The 21367-nt window shown below is 70.5% G+C and carries 9 protein-coding genes; 4 read left to right on the forward strand and 5 right to left on the reverse strand.

The features are described from left to right. Positions 1-168 precede the first annotated feature (168 nt). Complete coding sequence (locus BHQ18_RS05980; protein WP_069412640.1) at positions 169-11049, forward strand: type I polyketide synthase; 10881 nt, start codon at positions 169-171, stop codon at positions 11047-11049. Positions 11050-11051: 2 nt separating this feature from the next. On the opposite strand, the gene BHQ18_RS05985 is transcribed toward BHQ18_RS05980, so the two are convergent. After that, positions 11052-12128, reverse strand: coding sequence for an NAD(P)H-dependent amine dehydrogenase family protein (locus tag BHQ18_RS05985; RefSeq protein WP_069412733.1), 1077 nt, complete (start codon positions 12126-12128; stop codon positions 11052-11054). A 238-nt stretch (positions 12129-12366) separates the two neighbouring features. Here BHQ18_RS05985 and BHQ18_RS05990 point away from each other — a divergent pair, with 238 nt between their 5' ends. Beyond that, positions 12367-14202, forward strand: a complete 1836-nt coding sequence (locus BHQ18_RS05990; protein ID WP_069412641.1) for an acyl-CoA dehydrogenase — start codon at positions 12367-12369, stop codon at positions 14200-14202. A 96-nt stretch (positions 14203-14298) separates the two neighbouring features. Here the strand turns inward: BHQ18_RS05990 and BHQ18_RS05995 are convergent, their stop codons facing one another. The 3 genes from BHQ18_RS05995 to BHQ18_RS06005 all read right to left on the reverse strand — a co-directional run bounded on the left by BHQ18_RS05995 (position 14299) and on the right by BHQ18_RS06005 (position 17366). Continuing rightward, complete coding sequence (locus BHQ18_RS05995; RefSeq protein ID WP_069412642.1) at positions 14299-14946, reverse strand: response regulator transcription factor; 648 nt, start codon at positions 14944-14946, stop codon at positions 14299-14301. After that, positions 14943-16211 (reverse strand): sensor histidine kinase, encoded by a 1269-nt coding sequence (locus BHQ18_RS06000; RefSeq protein ID WP_069412643.1) that lies wholly within the window; start codon positions 16209-16211, stop codon positions 14943-14945. The genes BHQ18_RS05995 and BHQ18_RS06000 overlap by 4 nt, the downstream gene beginning before the upstream one ends. 231 nt (positions 16212-16442) lie before the next feature. After that, positions 16443-17366: a TIGR03564 family F420-dependent LLM class oxidoreductase gene (locus BHQ18_RS06005; protein ID WP_069412644.1), complete on the reverse strand. Its 924-nt coding sequence runs from the start codon at positions 17364-17366 to the stop codon at positions 16443-16445. Between the two features lie 16 nt (positions 17367-17382). Between BHQ18_RS06005 and BHQ18_RS06010 the strand changes: the two genes are divergently transcribed. Next, a complete protein-coding gene (locus tag BHQ18_RS06010; RefSeq protein WP_069412645.1) occupies positions 17383-18531 on the forward strand; it encodes a TDT family transporter in 1149 nt (382 codons plus the stop codon). Positions 18532-18653: 122 nt separating this feature from the next. On the opposite strand, the gene BHQ18_RS06015 is transcribed toward BHQ18_RS06010, so the two are convergent. Further along, on the reverse strand, positions 18654-19952 hold the full coding sequence (locus tag BHQ18_RS06015) for an acetyl-CoA C-acetyltransferase (RefSeq protein WP_069412734.1): 1299 nt from the start codon (positions 19950-19952) through the stop codon (positions 18654-18656). Positions 19953-19998: 46 nt separating this feature from the next. Here BHQ18_RS06015 and BHQ18_RS06020 point away from each other — a divergent pair, with 46 nt between their 5' ends. Further along, entirely contained in the window at positions 19999-21351 is a 1353-nt protein-coding gene (locus BHQ18_RS06020; RefSeq protein WP_069412646.1) for a 3-oxoacyl-ACP reductase, read from the forward strand. Positions 21352-21367 lie beyond the last annotated feature (16 nt).

The following is a 21367-nucleotide window of genomic DNA, read 5'->3' on the forward strand; positions in this document are numbered from 1 at the left end:
CGTTGCCCGGCCCGTGCTCGGCCCGTGCTACGGCCGGGTTGACGGCGACGCGCATACAGCTTGCGAACATGCCATAGTGTGCGGCGGGGGAACGTTATTTTCGGGCGCGAAAGGTGTCCCGTTGGTCATGTTCTCCCGATCATTGCTTCTAGGGAGGACAGCACGGGTATGGGATCGGCCGCAAACCCGAACGAGGCTGCTCGTTTTGCAATCGTCGGATACGCGGCGCGGTTCCCCGGTGCCGCTGACGCCGACGAGTTCTGGGAACTGCTGCGCGACGGCCGTGACGCGATCTCCGAAGTGCCCGCCGACCGCTGGAGCGTCGACGACTTCTTCGACCCCGAACCCGGAGCGCCCGGCAAGGTCGTGACCCGCCGGGCGGGGTTCGTCGAGGACTCCACCGGCTTCGACGCACCGTTCTTCGGGATGTCGACGCGCGAAGCCCGGATGGTCGACCCGCAGCACCGCCTGCTGCTGGAGACCGCCTGGCGCGCGGTCGAGCATGCCGGTATCGCGCCGACATCGCTGGCGAACTCCAACACCGGGGTGTTCGTCGGCCTGGCCACCCACGACTACCTGGGCATGGTGTCCGATCAGCTGACGTACCCCGAGATCGAGGCGTACATGGCGATCGGCACGTCCAGCGCCGCCGCCGCGGGACGGATCAGCTACCGGATGGGGCTGCAGGGCCCCGCGGTCGCGGTCGACACCGCGTGCAGTTCGTCGCTGGTGGCCATCCATCAGGCCTGCCAGGCGCTGCAGCTCGGTGAATGCGACCTGGCGTTGGCCGGCGGGGCGAACGTGTTGCTCACCCCCGCCACCATGATCACGTTCTCCAACGCCCGCATGCTGGCCCCCGACGGCCGGTGCAAGACGTTCGACGCCGCCGCCGACGGCTACGTGCGCGGTGAGGGCTGCGGCGTCATCGTCGTCAAGCGCCTCGAGGACGCGGTGCGCGACGGCGACCGGATCCGCGCGGTGATCCGCGGCAGCGCCATCAACCAGGACGGTGCCTCGGGCGGGCTGACTGTGCCCAACGGCGTTGCGCAGCAACGCGTTATCACCGATGCGCTCAACCGCGCGGGGGTGCAGCCCGGCGACGTCGGCTACCTGGAGGCGCACGGCACCGGCACCTCGCTCGGTGACCCGATCGAAGCCCAGGCCGCCGGTGCCGCATTCGGCGCGGGCCGCGACCCGGACCAGCCGCTGCTGATCGGTTCGGCCAAGACCAACATCGGTCACCTGGAGGCCGCGGCGGGCATCGCCGGTGTCATCAAGGTCGTCCTGTCACTCGAGCACGAGGCCCTGCCCAAGCACCTGAACTTCGAGACCCCGTCACCGCACATCCCGTGGGACCGGCTGCCGGTCGAGGTGGTGACCGAGACGCGGCCGTGGCAGCGCACCGGCCGGCCTCGGATCGCCGGGGTGAGCTCGTTCGGCTTCGCGGGCACCAACGCCCACGTCATCCTCGAAGAGGCACCCGAACCGGCACCGCCGGTGTCAGCCGAGGACGACGACACGGTCGCGCTGCTGCCGCTGTCGGCGCGCACACCGGCCGCGCTCAAGCAACTGGCCGACCGGTACCGCACCTGGCTGACCGAGCACCCCGAGGTCCCGCTGGCCGACGTGTGCTTCACCGCAGGCACCGGGCGCGCACATCTCGAGCAGCGCGCCGCACTGGTGGTGAACTCGCGCCAGTCCGCGGTCGACCTGCTCGACGCGCTCGCCGACGACCGTCCCGCCACCGGCCTGATCCGCGGGGACTCCCAGGACCCGCCGAAGACGGCGTGGCTGTTCACCGGGCAGGGCAGCCAGTACCCGGGCATGGCCCGCGAGCTGTTCGACAGCGAACCGGTGTTCGCCGAGACGGTGCGGCAGTGCGCCGAGGCGGTCGCCGATGTGCTCGAAAAGCCGCTGCTCGACGTGATTTTCGACGGCCCCGAGGAGACGCTGCGGCAGACCGCCTACGCGCAGCCCGCGCTGTTCGCGATCGAGATGGGCCTGGCCCGGCTGTGGCAGTCGTGGGGGCTGGAGCCCGACGTGGTGTTGGGCCACAGCGTGGGCCAGTACGCGGCGGCGTGCGTGGCCGGCGTGTTCAGCGTCGAGGACGGCGCGCGGCTGATGGCCGAGCGCGGCCGGTTGTTCGGCAGCCTGCCCGCGGGCGGCCGGATGGCGGCGGTGTTCGCGCCCGCCGAGCGGGTGGAGAGCCTGACCGACGAGTACCCGAGCCTGTCGGTGGCCGCCTACAACGGCGCCAACACCGTGCTGTCCGGTCCGGCAACGGATCTGGAGCGCGCCGTGGCCGCGTTGTCGGCCGACGGCGTGCGCTGCGAGTGGCTCGACACCAGCCACGCGTTCCACTCGGCGCTGCTGGACCCGATCCTCGACGAGTTCGAGGCATTCGCCGACAAGTTCGATTTCGCTGCGCCGCAACGGATTCTGATCGACAACCGCACCGGCGCGGCGCTGGGCCGCACTGTGCGTCTCGACGGTGCCTACTGGCGCAGGCATGCGCGCCAACCGGTCGAGTTCGCCAAGAGTGTGCGCACGCTGGCGGAGATGAACTGCAAGGTGCTGCTCGAGATCGGCCCGCGACCGGTGCTGACCGCCGCGGCGCTGTCCGCCTGGCCCGACCCCGCCACCGCGCCCCGCGCGGTCGCCTCGCTGCGCCGCAACGCCCCCGACCACCGGCAGATCATCGAGGCCCTCGGCGACGCCTACGTGCTCGGCCATACGCCGGAGTTCGCGGCGTTCCGGCGGCCCGACGCGCGCAAGGTCGACCTGCCCACCTACCCGTTCGAACACCGCCAGTACTGGTTCCACGACAACCGGCCCGACGGTGAACCCGAGGCGCCCGAGCAGACCGCGCCGTCGGCCGCGCCCACCGAGGCGGTCCGGTTACTCGAGGACGGCCGGTTCGAGGAACTGGCCACCCTGCTCGGCGACACGAGCGATCCCCAGACCCTCGACGTGCTGACCAAGCTCGCTGCGCAACACAATCAGCAGCGCACCACGCAGTCGATCGCCGATGCCCGCTACGAGATCCGCTGGGAGAAGGCCGCATCGGCCGCCGCAACCGGTGAGACCGGTACGTGGCTGCTGGTCGGCGACGACACCCCTGAGGTGCGGCCGCTGCTCGACGCGCTCACCGCGCGCGGGCAGCGGCACCGCCTCGTCGGGTTGCCGGCCTCCGACGCCGACCAGGAGCAGTTCGAGGCGGCGATCCGTGCGGCCGCGCAGGACGACGCGCCCCTGCGCATCGTGCACGTGGCGGCGCTGGACTCCGGTGTCGCGCCGTCGATGCGGTCGTTGCTGCGCATGCAGCACCAGATCCTGGGCGGCACGCGTCGCCTGTTCCGCGCGCTGGCCGCCACCGGTGTGCGGGCGCCGGTCTGGCTGGTCACCCGTGGTGCACAGCGCGTCGTGGACGCCGACAGTGTGGCGCCGGACCAGAGCTGCCTGTGGGGCTTCGGCCGGGCGGCGGCCCTGGAGCTTCCCCACCTGTGGGGCGGGTTGGCCGACCTGGGCGACGGCAGCGGCGACGAGTGGTCGGCGCTGCTCGACCGGATCGCCTCCGGTGGCGTCGATGACCAGATCGCGCTGCGCGGGCCGAATGCGTACGTGCCCCGGCTCATCCGTCGCGCCGGTCAGCCCAACGGCACAGGACTGCAGCTACGTTCGGACGCAACGTATCTGGTGACCGGCGGCCTGGGGGCCATCGGCCTGGAGATCGCCGGGCACCTCGCCGCGAACGGCGCAGGCCACCTGGTGCTCACCAGCCGCCGCACCCCGGGCGACGCGACGCGCGCCCGCATCGACGCGCTCACCGCGCAGCACGGCACCGACATCCGGGTCGTGACCGCCGACGTCGCCGACGCGCACGACGTCGCGCGCCTGCTGACCGGCATCGCCGACCTGCCTCCGCTGGCCGGGATCGTGCACGCCGCCGGCGAGATCGGCACCACCCCGCTCGCCGACCTCGAGGACGCCGAGGTGGACCGCGTCTTCGCCGGGAAAGTCTGGGGCGCCTGGAATCTGAGCGAAGCCGCCGCGGACATGCAGCTCGACTTCTTCGTCAGCACCTCGTCGATCGCCTCGGTGTGGGGCGGTTTCGGGCAGACCGCCTACGGTGCGGCCAACGCGTTCCTCGACGGGCTGGCCTGGCGCCTGCGCCAGAACGGCATCGCCGCAGCGAGCGTGAACTTCGGGCCGTGGGCGGCGGGCATGGCCGACAGCGAATCCCGGGCGCGCCTGGAACAGCGCGGCGTGCACACGCTTTCGCCGGCCGACGCGCTGGCCGGGCTGGCCGACGTCCTCGCTCCCGGCCTGGCGCAGGGCGTGGTGGCCCGCATCGACTGGAGCCGGTTCCTTCCGCTGTACCAGCAGACGGGTCGGCGCGGGTTCCTCGCGGAGGTCGAGCGCGAGGTGCCCACCGCGGTCGCGGCCCCGGCGGTGGCGACCGGAGGCCGGACCCCGTTGGTCGATCGGCTCACCAACGCTCCTGTGCAGCAACGCAAACGACTGCTGACCGATTATCTGCGCGACGCGGTGGCCGACGTGACCCGCGTCGACGCCGCCGAGATCCGCGAGGACGCCGGGTTCTTCGACCTCGGCATGGACTCGCTGATGGCCGTGGAACTGCGCCGCCGCCTCGAAGAGGGGCTCGGCAAGGAGATTCCGGTCACGCTGGTGATGGATCAGCCGCGGCTGTCCGACGCGGCCAACTACCTGCTCGACGAGGTGCTCGGGCTGGCCGAGCAGACGCAGAAGCCGGCCGCCCCGCCTGCGTCGGTCGCGCGCAACGACGACGCGATCGCGATCGTCGCGGTGTCGTGCCGGTTCCCGGGCGCACCGAACCCGGAGGCGTTCTGGGACCTGCTCTCCGGCGGTGTGGACGCGATCCGCGAGGTGCCCGAGGACCGCTTCGACATCGAGGAGTTCTACGACCCGGACCCCGACGCCCCCGGCAAGACCTACACGCGGTTCGGCGGGTTCCTCGACGGCATCGACGGATTCGACCCGGAGTTCTTCGGCATCTCGCCGCGGGAAGCGGTGTGGATCGAACCGCAGCAGCGGCTGATCCTCGAAACCGTCTGGGAGGGACTCGAACGCGCCGGGTACTCCCCGGCCGAGCTGCGGGGCAGCCGGACCGGCGTCTTCACCGGGGTGGCCGCCAACGAGTACGCCCACCTGCTGTCCGCCGAGTCGATCGACAAGATCGAACCCCACTTCATCACCGGCAACGCGCTCAACGCGATCTCGGGCCGGGTGGCGTTCGCGCTGGGCCTGGAAGGTCCGGCGGTGGCCGTGGACACCGCGTGCAGTTCGGCTTTGGTCGCCGTGCACCAGGCCGTGCAGGCGCTGCACTCCGGTGACTGCGACCTCGCGCTCGCCGGCGGGGTGAACGTGCTGCTGAGCCCGGTCACCGTGGTCGCGGCCTCGCGGGCGCGGATGCTGTCGCCCGTGGGCCGCTGCAAGACGTTCGACGAGTCGGCCGACGGCTACGTGCGCAGCGAGGGCTGCGGCGTGCTGGTGCTCAAGCGCCTGCCCGACGCCGAACGCGACGGTGACCGGATCTGCGCGGTGATCTCCGCCAGCGGGGTCAACCAGGACGGTGCGTCCAGTGGCCTGACCGTCCCGAACGGCGGTGCGCAGCAACGGCTTATCGAGTCGACCCTGGCGCGGGCCGGGTGGACCGGCGCCGACGTCGACTACCTCGAGGCGCACGGCACCGGCACCCCGCTCGGCGACCCGATCGAGGTGCAGGCCGCGGCGGCGGCCTACGGAGGGTCGCGTCCCGCGGACCGGCCGCTGCTGATGGGGTCGGTCAAGACCAACATCGGGCACACCGAGTCGGCGTCCGGCGCCGCCGGTTTGATCAAGGTCGTGCTGTCGTTGCAGCACAACCTGCTTCCGCAGAGCCTGCACTTCCAGAACCCGTCGCCGCACATCCCGTGGGACTCGCTGCCGGTGCGCGTCGTCGACAAGGCCGTGTCGTGGCAGGCCAACGGCAGGCCGCGCCGGGCCGGTGTGAGCTCGTTCGGGTTCACCGGCACCAACGCGCACGTGCTGATCGAGGAGCCGCCGACACCCGCCGAGCGCGAGTCGGAAGCAACCCCCGATCAGCCTGCCGCGCACGTGCTGCCGCTGTCGGCGCGCTCACCGGAGGCCCTGGTGGCGTTGGCGAAGCGCTACGACACATGGTTGGCCGAGCGTCCCGACGTCGACCTCGCCGAGGTGTGCCGCACCGCGGGCACCGGCCGGTCGCATTTCGAGTACCGCGCCGCGATGGTGGTCGACTCGGTGTCCGCCGCCCGCCAGGGGCTGGCCGACGTGGTCGAGAACCGCAGCCGCCCCGGCGTCGTGCTCGGTGAGCACACCCACCAGCCGACCACCGCGTGGCTGTTCACCGGCCAGGGCAGCCAGTACCCGGGCATGGCCCGCGAATTGTTCGACGCCGAACCGGTTTTCGCCGAGACCGTGACGCGGTGCGCCGAAGCCGTGCGCGACCTGCTCCCGGTCCCGCTGCTCGACGTGCTGTTCGCCACCGACCGCGAGATCGGAAACCGGTTGCGGCACACGTCGTACGCGCAGCCCGCACTGTTCGCGATCGAGATGGGGCTGGCGCGGCTGTGGCAGTCCTGGGGTGTCGAACCCGACGTGGTGCTGGGCCACAGCGTCGGCCAGTACGCGGCGGCCTGCGTGGCAGGCGTGTTCAGCCTCGAGGACGGCGCGCGGCTGATGGCCGAGCGCGGCCGGATGTTCGGCAGCCTGCCCGACGGCGGCCGCATGGTGGCGATATTCGCCGACGCCAAGCACGTCGAGCAGGTCGCCGCGGAGTTCCCGCGGGTGTCCGTCGGCGCCTACAACGGGCCCAACACCGTGCTGTCCGGTCCCGGCGGCGATGTCGAGCAGGTCGTCGAGAAGTTCGCCGAAGAGGGCATCCGCTGCACCTGGCTGGAGACCAGCCACGCGTTCCACTCCGAGCTGCTGGACCCGGTGCTCGACGAGTTCGAGGCGTTTGCAGGGCAGTTCGAGTTCGCCGCGCCCACGCTGCCGCTGGTGTGCAACCGCACCGGCGCCGTGCTCACCGCCCAGAGCCCGCTCGACGCGCAGTACTGGCGGCGGCACTCGCGCCAGCCGGTGCAGTTCGCCGAGAGTGTGCGCACCGTCGCCGCACTGGGATGTTCGGTGCTGATGGAGATCGGCCCGCAGCCGGTGCTGACCGGTGCCGCGGTGCAGGTCTGGCCCGAGCACATGCCCGCCCCGCGGGCGATCGCCTCGCTGCGCAAGGGCGTGGCCGACCGGCGCCAGATCGCCGACGCGTTGGCCGCGGCCTACGTCGGCGGGCACCGACCCGATTTCGCCGCGCTGTACCGGCAGCCGGGCCGCCCACTGGAGCTGCCGACCTATCCGTTCCAGCGCCGCCGGTTCTGGCCCAGGACGTCGAGCATCTCGGTCGACGGTCCCGCCATGTCCGGACTCCTGGGCAGCGCCAAGGAACTGGCCTCCGGCGACACCGTCTACACCAGCCGGCTGTCGGTGAAGTCGCAGCCGTGGCTGTCCGACCACGTCATCTACGGCACCGTCGTGGTGCCCGGCGCCACCTACGCCGCGATGGCGCTGACCGCGGTCGGCGCGCCGGCGCGGGTCAGGGAGGTCTTCTTCTACGAGCCGATCATCCTGCCGGAGAAGAGTTCCCGCGAAGTGCAGCTGACGCTGCATCCCAGCGGGACCGACGGCGAGTGGACGTTCCAGGTGCACAGCCGCGCGCACGGCGAGAGCGGCGCCGAATGGTCGCTGAACGCCGACGGCACCGTGGTCAGCGGACTCGACGACGCGCCGGTGTCGACCGATCCGGTCGACGAGGCGATCGAGCGGTGCAACCGCATGCGCCCGCAGGACCTGTTCGAGACGTTCGCGGACATGGAACTGTCGTGGGGCCCGACGTGGTCCGGATCGCTGAAGTCGCTGTGGCTGGGCGACGGCGAGGCGATCGGCGACGTCTTCGTCGGCGAGGAGCTGGCCGAGCAGCTGGGCACCGAGCCGATGCACCCGGTGCTGATGGATTTGTGCACCGGTGTCGCGTTCCCGGCGTTCCCGGCGCTGCTGGCCGCCGAACAGGGCGTCAGCGACCTGTTCCTGCCGCTGCGCTACGGGCAGGTGGCGTTGCGGGAGAAGATGCCGCGCCGGTTCTACTGCCGCGCACATTGGCGCACAAGCGAACTGACGAGCGAGACGCAGGTCTTCGACCTCGAGTTCATCAGCCGCGACGGGCGTCCGCTCGGCGGCATCACCGAGTTCACGGTCAAACGCGCGCCGCGCGAGGCGCTGTTGCGCGGACTCGGCGGCGACGCGACGCGGCTGCTCTACACCCTGGGTTGGCACGAGGTACCGCTGCCGGAATCGGCCACCCCCGATGGCACCTGGTTGATCTCCGGGTTCGACGAACTCGCCGCGACGGTGCCGGGCTGCATCCCGGCCGACCGGTCCGCGGACAGCGAGTCGCTCGGCGACATGCTGGTGCAGGCGCAGGAGCGCGGGCTGCCGTTCACCGGTGTGGTGTGGCGCGCGATGACGCCGCGTCACGACGAGTCGAGCTCCGATGTGGCCTCGCGGATCGAGGCCGAGATCGCCGACCTGCTCAGCGCCGTGCAGAGCCCGGTGAAGCTGCCCGGCGGACTGTGGATCGTCACGGAACGGGCGGTGGCATGCGAATCCGGTGAACCCGCCGATCCGGTGCAGGCCGCGCTGTGGGGTTTCGGCCGCACCACGATCAACGAGGAACCGGCGCTGCGCTGCAAGCTGGTCGACTGCGACGGCTCGCCCGAGGCGGTGCGCGCGCTGGCCGATCTGCTGGCCGCACCGGTTGAGGAGCCGGAACTGGCGCTGCGCCAAGGCAAACTGTTGGCGTCGCGGCTGTTGCCGTGGGCCCGCAGCGGGCATCTGAACGTGCCGCGGTCGACCGACTACGTGCTGGCCCCGACCGAGCGCGGCGCGATCGACAACCTGCGGCTGACCGAAGCCGACGTGCCGGCACCGGCCGACGGCTACGTGCAGGTGCGGGTCGAGGCGGCGGGCCTGAACTTCCGCGACGTGCTCAACGTGCTGGGTCTGTACCCGGGCGACCCGGGTCCGATCGGCGGCGACTTCGCCGGTGTGGTCACGCAATTGGGTGACGGGGTGACCGGCCTGGAGGTCGGTCAGCGGGTCTACGGGTTCATGCAGGGCGCGTTCGCCAGCCGGTTCAACGTGCCCGCGCAGTTGGTGGCGCCGGTGCCCGACGGGTTCGACCCGGTGGCCGCGGCGACCATTCCCGCGGCGGCGCTGACCACCCGCCTCGCGTTCGACTGGGCGCAGTTGCAGCCCGGCGACCGGGTGCTGATCCACGCCGCCAGCGGTGGTGTCGGGCTGGCCGCGATCCAGATGGCCCAGCAGCACGGCGCCGTCGTCTTCGCGACCGCGAGCACCTACAAACGCGCGACGCTGCAGAAGATGGGCGTCAAGTACGTCTACGACTCGCGCACCACCGATTTCGCCGACCAGATCCTCGAGGATACGGGCGGCGACGGTGTTGATGTGGTGCTCAACAGCCTGACCAACGAGGGCTTCATCGAAGCGACCGTGCGGGCCACCGCGCAGAACGGCCGGTTCGCCGAGATCGCCAAGCGCGACATCTGGACGCCGGAGCAGATGGCCGCCGCCCGGCCCGACATCGCCTACGAGATCGTCGCGCTGGACACGGTGACGTTCCAGGAGCCCGAACGTATCCGCAGGCTGCTGACCGAGGTGTCCGACGGGCTGGCGTCCGGCGAGTGGGCCCCGCTGCCCGCGGAGATCTACCCGCTGACCGAAGCGAGGACCGCGTTCCGGCGGATGCAGCAGGCGCGGCACATCGGCAAGATCGTGTTGCAGATCCCCAATCCGCTTGCACCGCAGCCGGATCGGAGTTACCTGGTCACCGGTGGGCTGGGCGCGATCGGGTTGCACACGGCCGCGTATCTGGCGCAGCTGGGGGCCGGTGACATCGTGCTGACCAGCCGGCGCGCACCCGATGCCGACGCGCAGCGCACCATCGACGAGATCGCCGAGCGGCACCGGTGCCGCATCCACACCATGTCCGCCGACGTCGGCGACGAGGCCGAGGTGGCGGCGCTGCTGGAGCGGATCCGGGCGGAGTTGCCGCCGCTGGCCGGGGTGGTGCACCTCGCCGGTGTGCTCGACGACGCGCTGCTCTCGCAGCAGGATGTCGAACGCTTCCGGACCACGTTGGCGCCCAAGGCGTTCGGGGCGTTCCACCTCGACCGGCTGACCAGAGACGACGACGTCGACTTCTTCATCGTGTCCTCGTCGGTGTCCAGCGTCTTCGGCTCACCCGGGCAGGCCAACTACGCGACCGCGAACGCGTGGCTCGACGGTCTGGTGGCCCGCCGCCGGGCACACGGCTTGCCCGCGACCGGTGTGAACTTCGGGCCGTGGGCCGACGGCGGGATGGCGTCCTCGGAGGCCGCGCGCGCAAACCTCAACGCGCAGGGGCTGATCGCGCTGGAACCGTCGGCCGCGCTCACCGCGCTCGGCGAGGTGGTGGCCAACGGCACCGCCCAGGCGACCGTCGTCAAGGCCAACTGGGCCCGGGCCGCCAAGCTGCTGGGCGCCACCCGGCCGCCGATCCTCGACCTGGTGCTGCCGCGCCCCGAGGGCGAGGTGACCGGCGACAGTGAGCTGCTCAAGCAGTTGATGGAGGTCCCGGTTCCGCAGCGCGCCGGTTTCGTGACCGAGTTCCTGCAGCGGGAGGTGCAGACGTTCCTGCGGCTGGCCCAGCCGCCGGCGCCGTCGAGCCGGTTCCTGGACCTCGGCACGGACTCGCTGATGGCGATCGAGTTGCGCAACCGGCTGCACAGCCAGTTCGGCGGCAAGTTCACCATCAACGCGACCGCGGTGTTCGACTACCCGACGATCGGCGGGCTCGCCGAGTACCTGGTGGGTCAGCTGCCCGACGCCGAACCAGCGGAGCCGCAGCCCGCAGATCCACCGCCCGCGGAGAGCTGAGGCTAGGCCCAGCGCTCGGCTTGAACCTCGGGCGGCAGCGTCGTCTGCAGCGGCACGTCGAGGCCGTCGTAGATACCGGGCTTCTGCTCGACGAGCCAGGCCAGCGCGCCGAGCAACCGGTTGGCCGCGGTGGTGTTGCCGCCGTCGGCGCGGGTGCCGCCGGGCACGTCGGCGCGGGTGGTGATGGTCAGCTGCGGGTCGCCGTCGATGATGACGCGGTGATCGCCGACGCCCTGGTCGGGGTACGGCCAGTCCGGTGCGCAGGAGGCGTGGATGCGGGTGATGTGGTCGATGACGATCCGCTCGCGGCCCCCGGAGCGACCGATGACCTTGAGCCAGAACGCGCCCTGGGTGCCCTTCTCGAACGGGCCCATCACGGTGTCGACCGACTCCTCGAGAGGTCGCCGTTGCACGTCCTCGGTGATCTCGTCGATCTCCACGCCGAGTGCCCGGCCGACCAGTCGAATGTTGCCGCCCCACACCATGGTTGGGATCGACGGCAGCAGCATCATCGGGGTGTCGTCCATCGACCCGCCGAAGCCGCATGACACCTTGACCGCGTACGGCTGGTCGTAGGTGGAGTAGTCGAAGATCTCCTGGCAGCGGATGGTCTTGATGCGCGTGCACAGCCCGGCGGCGATCACCGCGAGCGCGTCGTTGCCCCAGCCCGGGTCGACACCGCTGACCAACAGCGTCGCCGATCCGGTTTCGGCGGCCGCGGTGAGCCGGTCGAGCCACTCCTGCGGCGCCGAGCGCGGGTCGTAGAGCGAATACAGCGACGGCGTCACCACATGCCGGCCGGCGCGCAGGCACCGTTCGATGTCGGCCACCGCGTCGTCGGGGCGGATGTCACCGGAAGCCATGTAGGCCACCGCGTCACACGCGCCGAGCGCCGCGTCGACGTCGGTGGTCGCGGCGACACCCACCGGGTCCAGCCCGGCGAACGACGCCGCGTCGCGGCCCGCCTTCTCGGGCGTCGAGGTGATGACGCCGGCCAGTTGCAGACCGGGGAACGCCACCGCCGAGCGGATCGCCGTCGCACCCATGTTTCCGGTACCCCAGACCGCCACGCGAAGCATCGCCACACCCTAGCCGGGAGCCGCGTGACGATTCTCACATCACCGGGAAATGACTGGTCAGGCACGTGTCAACTGGGCGTTTGGGCGGCCCGGCCAACCAGGTGGTCGGTGCGGCCCGAGGAATTGGCCGCGGGGGGTTTGAGTTGAAGTTACTGATGGGTATAGTCCGACCCAGTTACTGGTGGGTAACTTATCCCGAGTACCCAACCGTGAGTGGCTATCTCACCGAGGAGGAACCGTGAGCCACTATAAGAGCAACGTACGTGACCAGGTGTTCAACCTGTTCGAGGTGCTGCGCCTCGACCGGGCGCTGGGTACGGGTGAGTACAGCGACCTCGACGCCGACACGGCCCGCGAGATGCTTTCCGAGATGGCCCGGCTGGCCGAAGGCCCGATCGCCGAGTCGTTCGTCGAGGGTGACCGCAACCCGCCGGTCTTCGACCCCGCGACGCACTCGGTGACACTGCCCGAAGAATTCAAGAAGTCGGTGCGCGCCTGCATCGAGGGCGGCTGGGACAAGGTCGGCCTCGACGAGGAACTCGGCGGTGTGCCCGCCCCCAAGGCGCTGCTGTGGGCGCTCAACGAGCACATCCTGGGTGCCAACCCCGCCGTGTGGATGTACGCAGGCGGTGCCGCGTTCGCGCAGATCTTCGCGCACAACGCGACCGAGGAACAGAAGAAGTGGGCAGTCCTGGCCACCGAGCGCGGCTGGGGCGCCACCATGGTGCTGACCGAGCCCGACGCCGGTTCCGACGTCGGTGCGGGCCGGACCAAGGCCGTCCAGCAGGACGACGGCTCCTGGCACATCGACGGCGTGAAGCGCTTCATCACCTCGGCCGACTCCGATGACCTGTTCGAGAACATCTTCCACCTGGTGCTGGCCCGCCCCGAGGGCGCAGGCCCGGGCACCAAGGGTCTGTCGCTGTTCTTCGTGCCGAAGTTCCTCTTCGACTTCGAGACCGGCGAGCTGGGCGAGCGCAACGGCGTCTTCGTCACCAACGTCGAGCACAAGATGGGCCTGAAGGTCTCGGCCACCTGTGAGCTGACCTTCGGCCAGCACGGCACGCCCGCCAAGGGCTGGCTGGTCGGCGAGGTGCACAACGGCATCGCGCAGATGTTCGACGTCATCGAGCAGGCACGAATGATGGTGGGCACCAAGGCCATCGCCACGCTGTCGACCGGTTACCTGAACGCGCTCGAGTACGCCAAGGAGCGTGTGCAGGGCGCCGACATGACCCAGATGACCGACAAGACCGCGCCGCGCGTCACGATCACGCACCACCCGGACGTGCGTCGGTCGCTGATGACCCAGAAGTCCTACGCCGAGGGCCTGCGCGCGCTGTACCTGTACACCGCGACCTTCCAGGACTCGGAGGTCGCCAAGGCCGTCCACGACGTCGACGCCGACACGGCCGTTCGGGTCAACGACCTGATGCTGCCGATCGTCAAGGGTGTCGGCTCCGAGCAGGCGTACGCCAAGCTCACCGAGAGCCTGCAGACCTTCGGTGGGTCCGGCTTCCTGCAGGACTACCCGATCGAGCAGTACATCCGCGACGCCAAGATCGACTCGCTGTACGAGGGCACCACCGCGATCCAGGCGCAGGACTTCTTCTTCCGCAAGATCGTGCGGGACAAGGGCCAGGCGCTGGCGTACGTGGCGGGCCAGATCGAGCAGTTCGTCAAGAGCGAGGCGGGCAACGGTCGGCTCAAGGCCGAGCGTGCGCTGCTGGCTACCGCGCTGGAGGACGTCCAGGCCATGGCCGCGACGCTGACCGGCTACCTGATGGCCGCGCAGGAGAACCCGACCGAGCTGTACAAGGTCGGCCTGGGCTCGGTGCGCTTCCTGATGAGCGTCGGCGACCTGGTCATCGGCTGGCTGCTGCAGCAGCAGGCCGCGGTGGCGGTCACCGCGCTCGACGAGGGTGCCAGCGGCGACGACCGCGCCTTCTACGAGGGCAAGGTCGCGGTGGCGTCGTTCTTCGCGAAGAACTTCCTGCCGCTGCTCACCAGCACCCGGTCGGTTGTCGAGAATCTCGACAACGACGTGATGGAACTCGACGAAGCGGCCTTCTAGTCCGGTTCCTTTGAGGCCTTCGGCCCGCTTCTTTGACCAAAACGCCCCCGGACTCTTCCCGGGGGCGTTTTGCGTTGCGGTTTACGAGTTGACGGCCTACGAGTTGAGGTAGGTGACCACCGCCAGCACCCGCCGGTGGTGTGCCTGCGAGGGCGGCAGGTCCAGCTTGGTGAAGATCGCCGACACGTGCTTCTCGACGGCCCGCTCGCTGATCGAAAGATGCCGGGCCAGACCGCTGTTCGAATGCCCCTCGGCCATCAGCGCCAGCACCTCTGACTCGCGCGGGGTCAGCCGGTCCAGCACCGTGGAGGCCTGCCAGCTGCCGATCAGCTGGCGCACCACTTCCGGATCGAGCGCCGTCCCGCCGTCGGCGACCCGCCGCAGCGCCGCGTCGAACTCGCCGATGTCGGTCACCCGGTCCTTCAGCAGATACCCGACACCCTCCGGTGCGCCACCGAGAAGTTCAGTGGCATACCGGGTCTCGACCCACTGCGAGAACACCAGCATCCCCACCGACGGGTGCGAGCGGCGCAGCGACACCGCGGCCACCAGGCCCTCGTCGGTGAATGTCGGCGGCATCCGGATGTCGACGATCGCGACGGCGGGCGTCAACTCCTCGACGACGCGGACCAGTTCCTCGGCGGTGCCGACCTTGGCGACGACGTCGTGGCCACGCTCTGCGAGCAGCTGAGCCAGGCCGTCGCGCAGGATCGCGTTGTCCTCGGCGATGACGACGCGGATCACCGGCCGGCTCCCGGCGGCACGGTCACGGTGACCACTGTCGGTCCGCCGTCAGGGCTGACGACCGTCAGCTCACCGTCGAGCATGGCCAACCGGTCGCGCAGACCGGTCAGGCCCGAACCGTTGCCGACCTGCACCCCACCGGAGCCGTTGTCACGCACGGTGATCCGTAGTTCGGCGGGATCGCTTCGAATGCTCACTGCGGCGTGGTCGGCCCCCGAGTGCCGCGACACGTTGGCCAGTAGCTCGGCCACGCAGAAGTAGGCCATGGTCTCCACGCCCAACGACGGACGCACGGGAAGGTCGACCGACACCTCGACCGGCAGCGGGTTGCGGGCGGCCAGCGTCCCGACGGCGGCCTCCAAACCGAGATCTAGTGCGGGCGGCCGGATCCCACGCACGATCTCGCGCAGCTCGGCCAGCGTGTCTTTGGTGTTGGCGAGCGCGTCGGACACCAGGGTGCGGGCGCGGCCGACGTCGGAGGCGGCGAAGTGGTCCTCGGCGCGGGCCAACGCCATCGCCACCGTGATCAGCCGCGCCTGGGTCCCGTCGTGCAGATCGCGTTCGACCCGCTGCAAGGTGGCCGCCGATTCGTCGACCACGTCGGCGCGGGCTCGCTCGAGGTGACCGACCCGGCGGTCGCGGTCGGTCGCGCCGAGCAGCGCCCGGGCCATCCACACGTCGAAGCGGCTCGCGGCGAGAATCAGCCAACCCGTTGCGTACAGCCCGGCCACGCCGGCCACCGACAGCAGCAGATACAGCGGCAGTGAGTCGATCGGCTCCCCGATCGTGATGAAGGGTTCCCCGGTCACCAGGAATGCCACCGGAGAGGCGACGGCCGACGCGCACACCACGACGGCCAGGATCAGGCCGTAGCCGACCGGCGTCATCACCAGCGAGTGCAGCGCGACGAACCCGAGGCTGCGCCAACCGACACCGTCGGTGAGCGCGGCCGCAACGGTCTGCAACCGGCCCGGCGGCCGGACGAACGGCGGCGGGGCCTCGATCTCGACGCCGGTCAGCCGGGCCAGGGACCGGTACAGCCGGTTCCACGCCCGGCCGCTCATCACGATCAGCGCCAGCAGCGGGATGCCGATCAGCGTCACCAACAGCAGACCGGAGGCCAGACCGGCGGCGAACAGGAACGCGACCCCGACGACTGCCAGCGCGGTGGCCAGCAGGAAATACGCGTAGGTGCGCCAGGCCTCGGGGCGCAGCGGTTGGGACAGCGTCCGAGCTGCGGGGGCGGTTGTCGTCACGGGATCCATCGTGGTGGGCGACGGCGCTGCGGTCGATCGTGGTGTCCGGCCGATCCGTGGTGTGGCTGCCCGTACCCCGGACATGAAGGCGGGTTCGGGAGGGCAGATAGGCGCGTCACATCAGTTACACGCGGTCGGCTTTCATCCTTTGCCGACTCTTCGGATTGGCCACTCCCGAACCCGTCGTGCGATCGATCGTACGCCCGTGATCGAGAACACACCAGACCGAATTTTCCCGGCTCATTCGTCCTGGGCTCGCAGCAGCGCCCGGGTGCGGGCCTGAGCCTCCGGGTCGGTGTCGAAAACGCTGGCCACGAACTCGTCGACCCCACTGTCGCGCAGCTCCGCGAGCCGCTGCGCGACCGTGTTCTCGTCGCCGATGATCGCGGCGTCCTCGGGTCCGGCGAACCCCTCGCGATCGAGCATCGCCCGGTAGGACGGCAGCGTGCCGTAGACCCCGAAACCCTCGGCCGCTTGTTTGCGGGCGCCGTCCACATCGTCGGTCACGCTGACCGGCAGCGACGCCGCCACGCGCACGTCGTCGGCGCCGTGGCCCGCCTCGACCGCGGCGTCGCGCAGCACCGGCACGATGTGGCCGGCCAGCGTCTTGGGGCCGGTCATCCACGTCAGCGTGCCCCTCGTGCGGCGCCCGGCCAGCCGCAGCATCTGCGGTCCGAGCGCCGCCAGGTAGACCTCCGGTGCCGGCGCGGGGACCTGCAGCGATCCGCGGGCGGTCCAGAATTCGCCCGCCGCGTCCGCGGGCTGACCGGCCAGCAGCGGCTGTAGGGCGTCGAGGTACTCGCGCATCTGGCGCACCGGCCGGTCCCACGGAACGCCCCACACTCCCTGGGTGACCACGCGGTGGCTCATGCCGATGCCGAGCGCGAACCGCCCGCCGCTGATGAGGTTGAGCGTCAGGGCGCGCTGCGCCAGCTGCCACGGGTGCTGGGCCTGGATTGGGATCACGCCCGAGCCGATCTCGAGCCCGTCGACTTCGCGGAACGCGATCGCGAGCATCGTCGGCAGGTCGGCGTCGAACGGCAGTTGGGCCAGCCACACTCGGCGGAAACCCTCGTCGCGCAGGGTCGCGAGTTTCTCGACCAGCGTGTCGACCGGCGACGGCTCGCTGGGATTCAGTCCGACGATGCTCAGGCTCGTTTGCATGCTTACATACTGATCCATGGCCACCGACGCCGCTTCGACCGAGCTCGCCCGGCTGCAGCATCTGGGTCCGAACTGGTTCGCGTCGGTGATGGGCACCGGCATCGTCGCGACGGCCGGCGCCACACTACCGGTGAATGTGCCTGGCCTGCATGTCTTTTCGCGGGTGGTCTGGGTGTTCGCGGCCGTGCTGCTGGTGGTGCTCGCCGTCGCGGTGGGCGCGCAGCGGATCCGTCATCCGGTGGCGGCGCGCGGGTACGTGCGCAACCCGCAGATGACCCATTTCTACGGTGCCGCGCCGATGGCGCTGCTGACCGTCGCCTCGGGGTCACTGCTGCTGGGCAAGGACCTGCTCGGTGAGCGGGTGGCCGTGGACCTGGCGTGGGTACTGTGGACCGCAGGCACGATCGGCGGGCTGTTCACCGCGGCCACCATCCCGTTCCTGATGTTCACCCAACTGCACGTCGAACCCGACGCCGCGTTCGGCGGCTGGCTGATGCCGGTGGTGCCGCCGATGGTGTCGGCCGCCTCCGGTGCGCTGCTGATCCCGCACATGGCGCCGGGAACCGGCCGCGCCACGATGCTCTACGGCTGTTACGCGATGTTCGGGCTGTCGCTGATCGCCGCGCTGATCATCATCACGATGATCTGGAGCAGGCTCGCGCTGTACGGCACGTCGGGCACCGCGCGGGTGCCGACGCTGTGGATCGTGCTCGGACCGCTCGGGCAGGGCATCACCGCAGCGGGCCTTCTCGGTGCGCAGGCCGCGCTCGCCGTCCCAGCCGAACTGGCCGCGGCGATGAACGTGTTCGCGGTGCTGTTCGGGGTTCCGGTGTGGGGTTTCGCGGTGCTGTGGATCGTGCTGGCCACGCAGTTGACCGTGCGCACGATGCGCCGCGGGATGCCGTTCGCGCTGACGTGGTGGAGCCTGACGTTCCCGGTCGGCACGTTCGTCACGGGCACGACGCAGTTGGCCAAGCACACCGGGCTGCCGGCGTTCGCGGTCGCCGCGGCGATCGCCTACGTCGGGCTGCTCGGCACCTGGGCGTTGGTGGCGGTGCGCACCGCGCGCCACAGCGTCGGCGGCGCGTTGTTCGTCGCGCCGGGGTCCGATCCGATCAAGGCGAGAAAGGATCCGCCGCCCGGTCTTGAAAACGTGGGATCCTGAAACGTAAAGAGCCCCGCACTGCCGCCGGGTCGGGGGGTCAGACGGCAGTACGGAGCTACCCGGTCTATCGACACCCCCGCCGCGGGCGTTACAAGCCCCGGCACAAATTTTTTGCGGGACCGTCAGGCCTCGAGGATCGCGGCGACGCCCTGCCCGCCGGCCGCGCAGATCGAGATCAGCCCCCGCACCGGCTGACCGGTCTCCTTCTTCTTCTCGGCCAGCTGCTTGGCCAGCTGCGCGACGATCCGGCCGCCGGTCGCGGCGAACGGGTGCCCGGCCGCCAGCGACGAGCCGTTGACGTTGAGCTTGGACCGGTCGATCGCGCCGAGCGCCTTGTCCAGGCCGAGGCGTTCCTTGCAGTACTCCTCGGACTCCCATGCCTGCAGGTGGGCGAGCACCACCGACGCGAACGCCTCGTGGATCTCGTAGAAGTCGAAGTCCTGCAGGCTCAGCCCGTTGCGGGCCAGCAGGCGCGGCACCGCGTACGTCGGCGCCATCAGCAGGCCGTCGCGGCCGTTGACGTAGTCGACCGCGGCGGTCTCGGCGTCGACGAAGTAGGCCAACGGTTCGATGCCGTGCGCCGACGCCCACTCCTCGGACGCCAGCAGCGACACCGACGCGCCGTCGGTCAGCGGGGTGGAGTTGCCCGCCGTCATGGTCGCGTCGCCGTTGCGCACGCCGAACACCGGCTTGAGCTTGGCGAGCTTCTCCGGTGACGAGTCGGCGCGCAGGTTGTTGTCGCGGTACACCCCGAGGAACGGGGTGACCAGGTCGTCGAAGAACCCGCGGTCGTAGGCGGCGCTCATGTTGCGGTGGCTGGCGGCGGCCAGTTCGTCCTGGTCGACGCGCTTGATGCCCATCTCCTTGGCGGTGACGGCGGCGTGCTCGCCCATCGACATGCCGGTGCGGGGTTCGCTGTTGACCGGGATCTGCACGCCCAGCGACGCCGGCAGCTTGCCAACCAGCTTGAGCCGGTCGACGTTTGACTTCGCCCGGCGCAGCCCGAGCAGCGTGCGGCGCAGGTCGTCGCCCAGCGCGATCGGCGCGTCGGAGGCGGTGTCGACGCCGCCGGCCGCCGCGACCTCGTAGCGTCCCGCGGCGATCCCGTCGGCCGCCGCGATCGTGGCCTGCAGGCCGGTGCCGCACGCCTGCTGGATGTCGAAGGCCGGGGTGTACGACGACAGCGCGCTGCCGAGTACGCACTCGCGGATCAGGTTGAAGTCGCGGCTGTGCTTGAGCACCGCACCGCCGATCACCGCGCCCAGCGTCTCGCCTGCCAGGTTGTAGCGGTCGACCAGACCGGCCAGCGCGGCGGTGAACATGTCCTGGTTGGACGCGTTGGCGTAGGCGCCGTCGGAGCGGGCGAACGGAATTCTGTTACCACCGAGAATCGCGACGCGTCGCTGGGTATCACTAGCCATGAACCCCATAGTACCCACCCTTCTTACTCTGGAGTAAGTTCGTCTCATGGCTTCCGATCTGTACTCGCAACTCGTTCACTCGGCGCCCGGATCGTTCCTCGCCAAGCAGCTGGGCATCCCGCAGCCCGAGACCCTGCGGCGCTACAAGCCCGGCGACCAGCCGCTGGCCGGCACGCTGCTCATCGGCGGTGAAGGCCGGCTCGTCGAACCGCTGCGCGCCGCGCTGGCCGAGGACTACGACGTCGTCTCCGACAACCTCGGCGGCCGGTGGGCCGACTCGTTCGGCGGGCTGGTGTACGACGCCACCGGCATCACCGGGCCGGCCGGGCTCAAGGGCCTCTACAAGTTCTTCACCCCGCTGCTGCGCAACCTCGGGCCGTCCGGGCGCATCGTCGTCATCGGTACGACGCCGGAGGAGGCCGGCAGCGGGCACGAGCGGATCGCGCAGCGCGCGCTGGAGGGCTTCACCCGCTCGCTGGGCAAGGAGATGCGCCGCGGCGCGACGGTGAACCTGGTGTACGTCTCACCCGACGCGAAGCCGGCCGCGACGGGGCTGGAGTCGACGATGCGGTTCCTGCTGTCGGGCAAGTCGGCCTACGTCGACGGGCAGGTGTTCCGGATCGGCGCGGACGACGCGTCCCCGCCCGCGGATTGGGACCGGCCGCTCGACGGCAAGGTCGCGATCGTGACCGGCGCCGCCCGCGGTATCGGCGCGACGATCGCCGAGGTGTTCAGCCGCGACGGCGCCAAGGTGATCTGCATCGACGTCGAGGGGGCGCAGGAGGCGCTCGGCGTGACCGCCACCAAGGTCGGCGGGACCGCACTGGCCCTGGACGTGACCGCCGACGACGCCGTCGACCGCATCACCGAGCACGTGCGGGAGCACTACGACGGTCGCGTCGACATCCTGGTCAACAACGCGGGCATCACCCGCGACAAGCTGCTCGCCAACATGGACGAGGGCCGCTGGGACTCCGTCGTCGCGGTGAATCTCGTTGCCCCGCTTGCGCTTGCCGAAGGACTGGTGAACAACGGCGTGCTGGGCGAGGGCGGCCGGGTGGTCGGGCTGTCGTCGATGGCCGGTATCGCGGGCAACCGCGGGCAGACCAACTACGCGGCGACCAAGGCCGGCATGATCGGGCTGACCGACACGCTGTCGGAGGCGTACGCGGACAAGGGCATCACGGTCAACGCGGTGGCGCCCGGCTTCATCGAGACCAAGATGACCGAGGCGATCCCGCTGGCCACCCGCGAGGTCGGGCGGCGGCTGAACTCGCTGTACCAGGGCGGTAAGCCGGTCGACGTCGCCGAGACCATCGCGTACTTCGCCAGCCCGGCGTCGAACGCGGTCACCGGCAACACGGTGCGGGTCTGCGGCCAGGCGTGGCTGGGGGCGTGACGTGAGCCAACCTTCC

It is taken from the genome of Mycolicibacterium flavescens, from assembly GCF_001722335.1.
Taxonomy (GTDB): domain Bacteria; phylum Actinomycetota; class Actinomycetes; order Mycobacteriales; family Mycobacteriaceae; genus Mycobacterium; species Mycobacterium flavescens.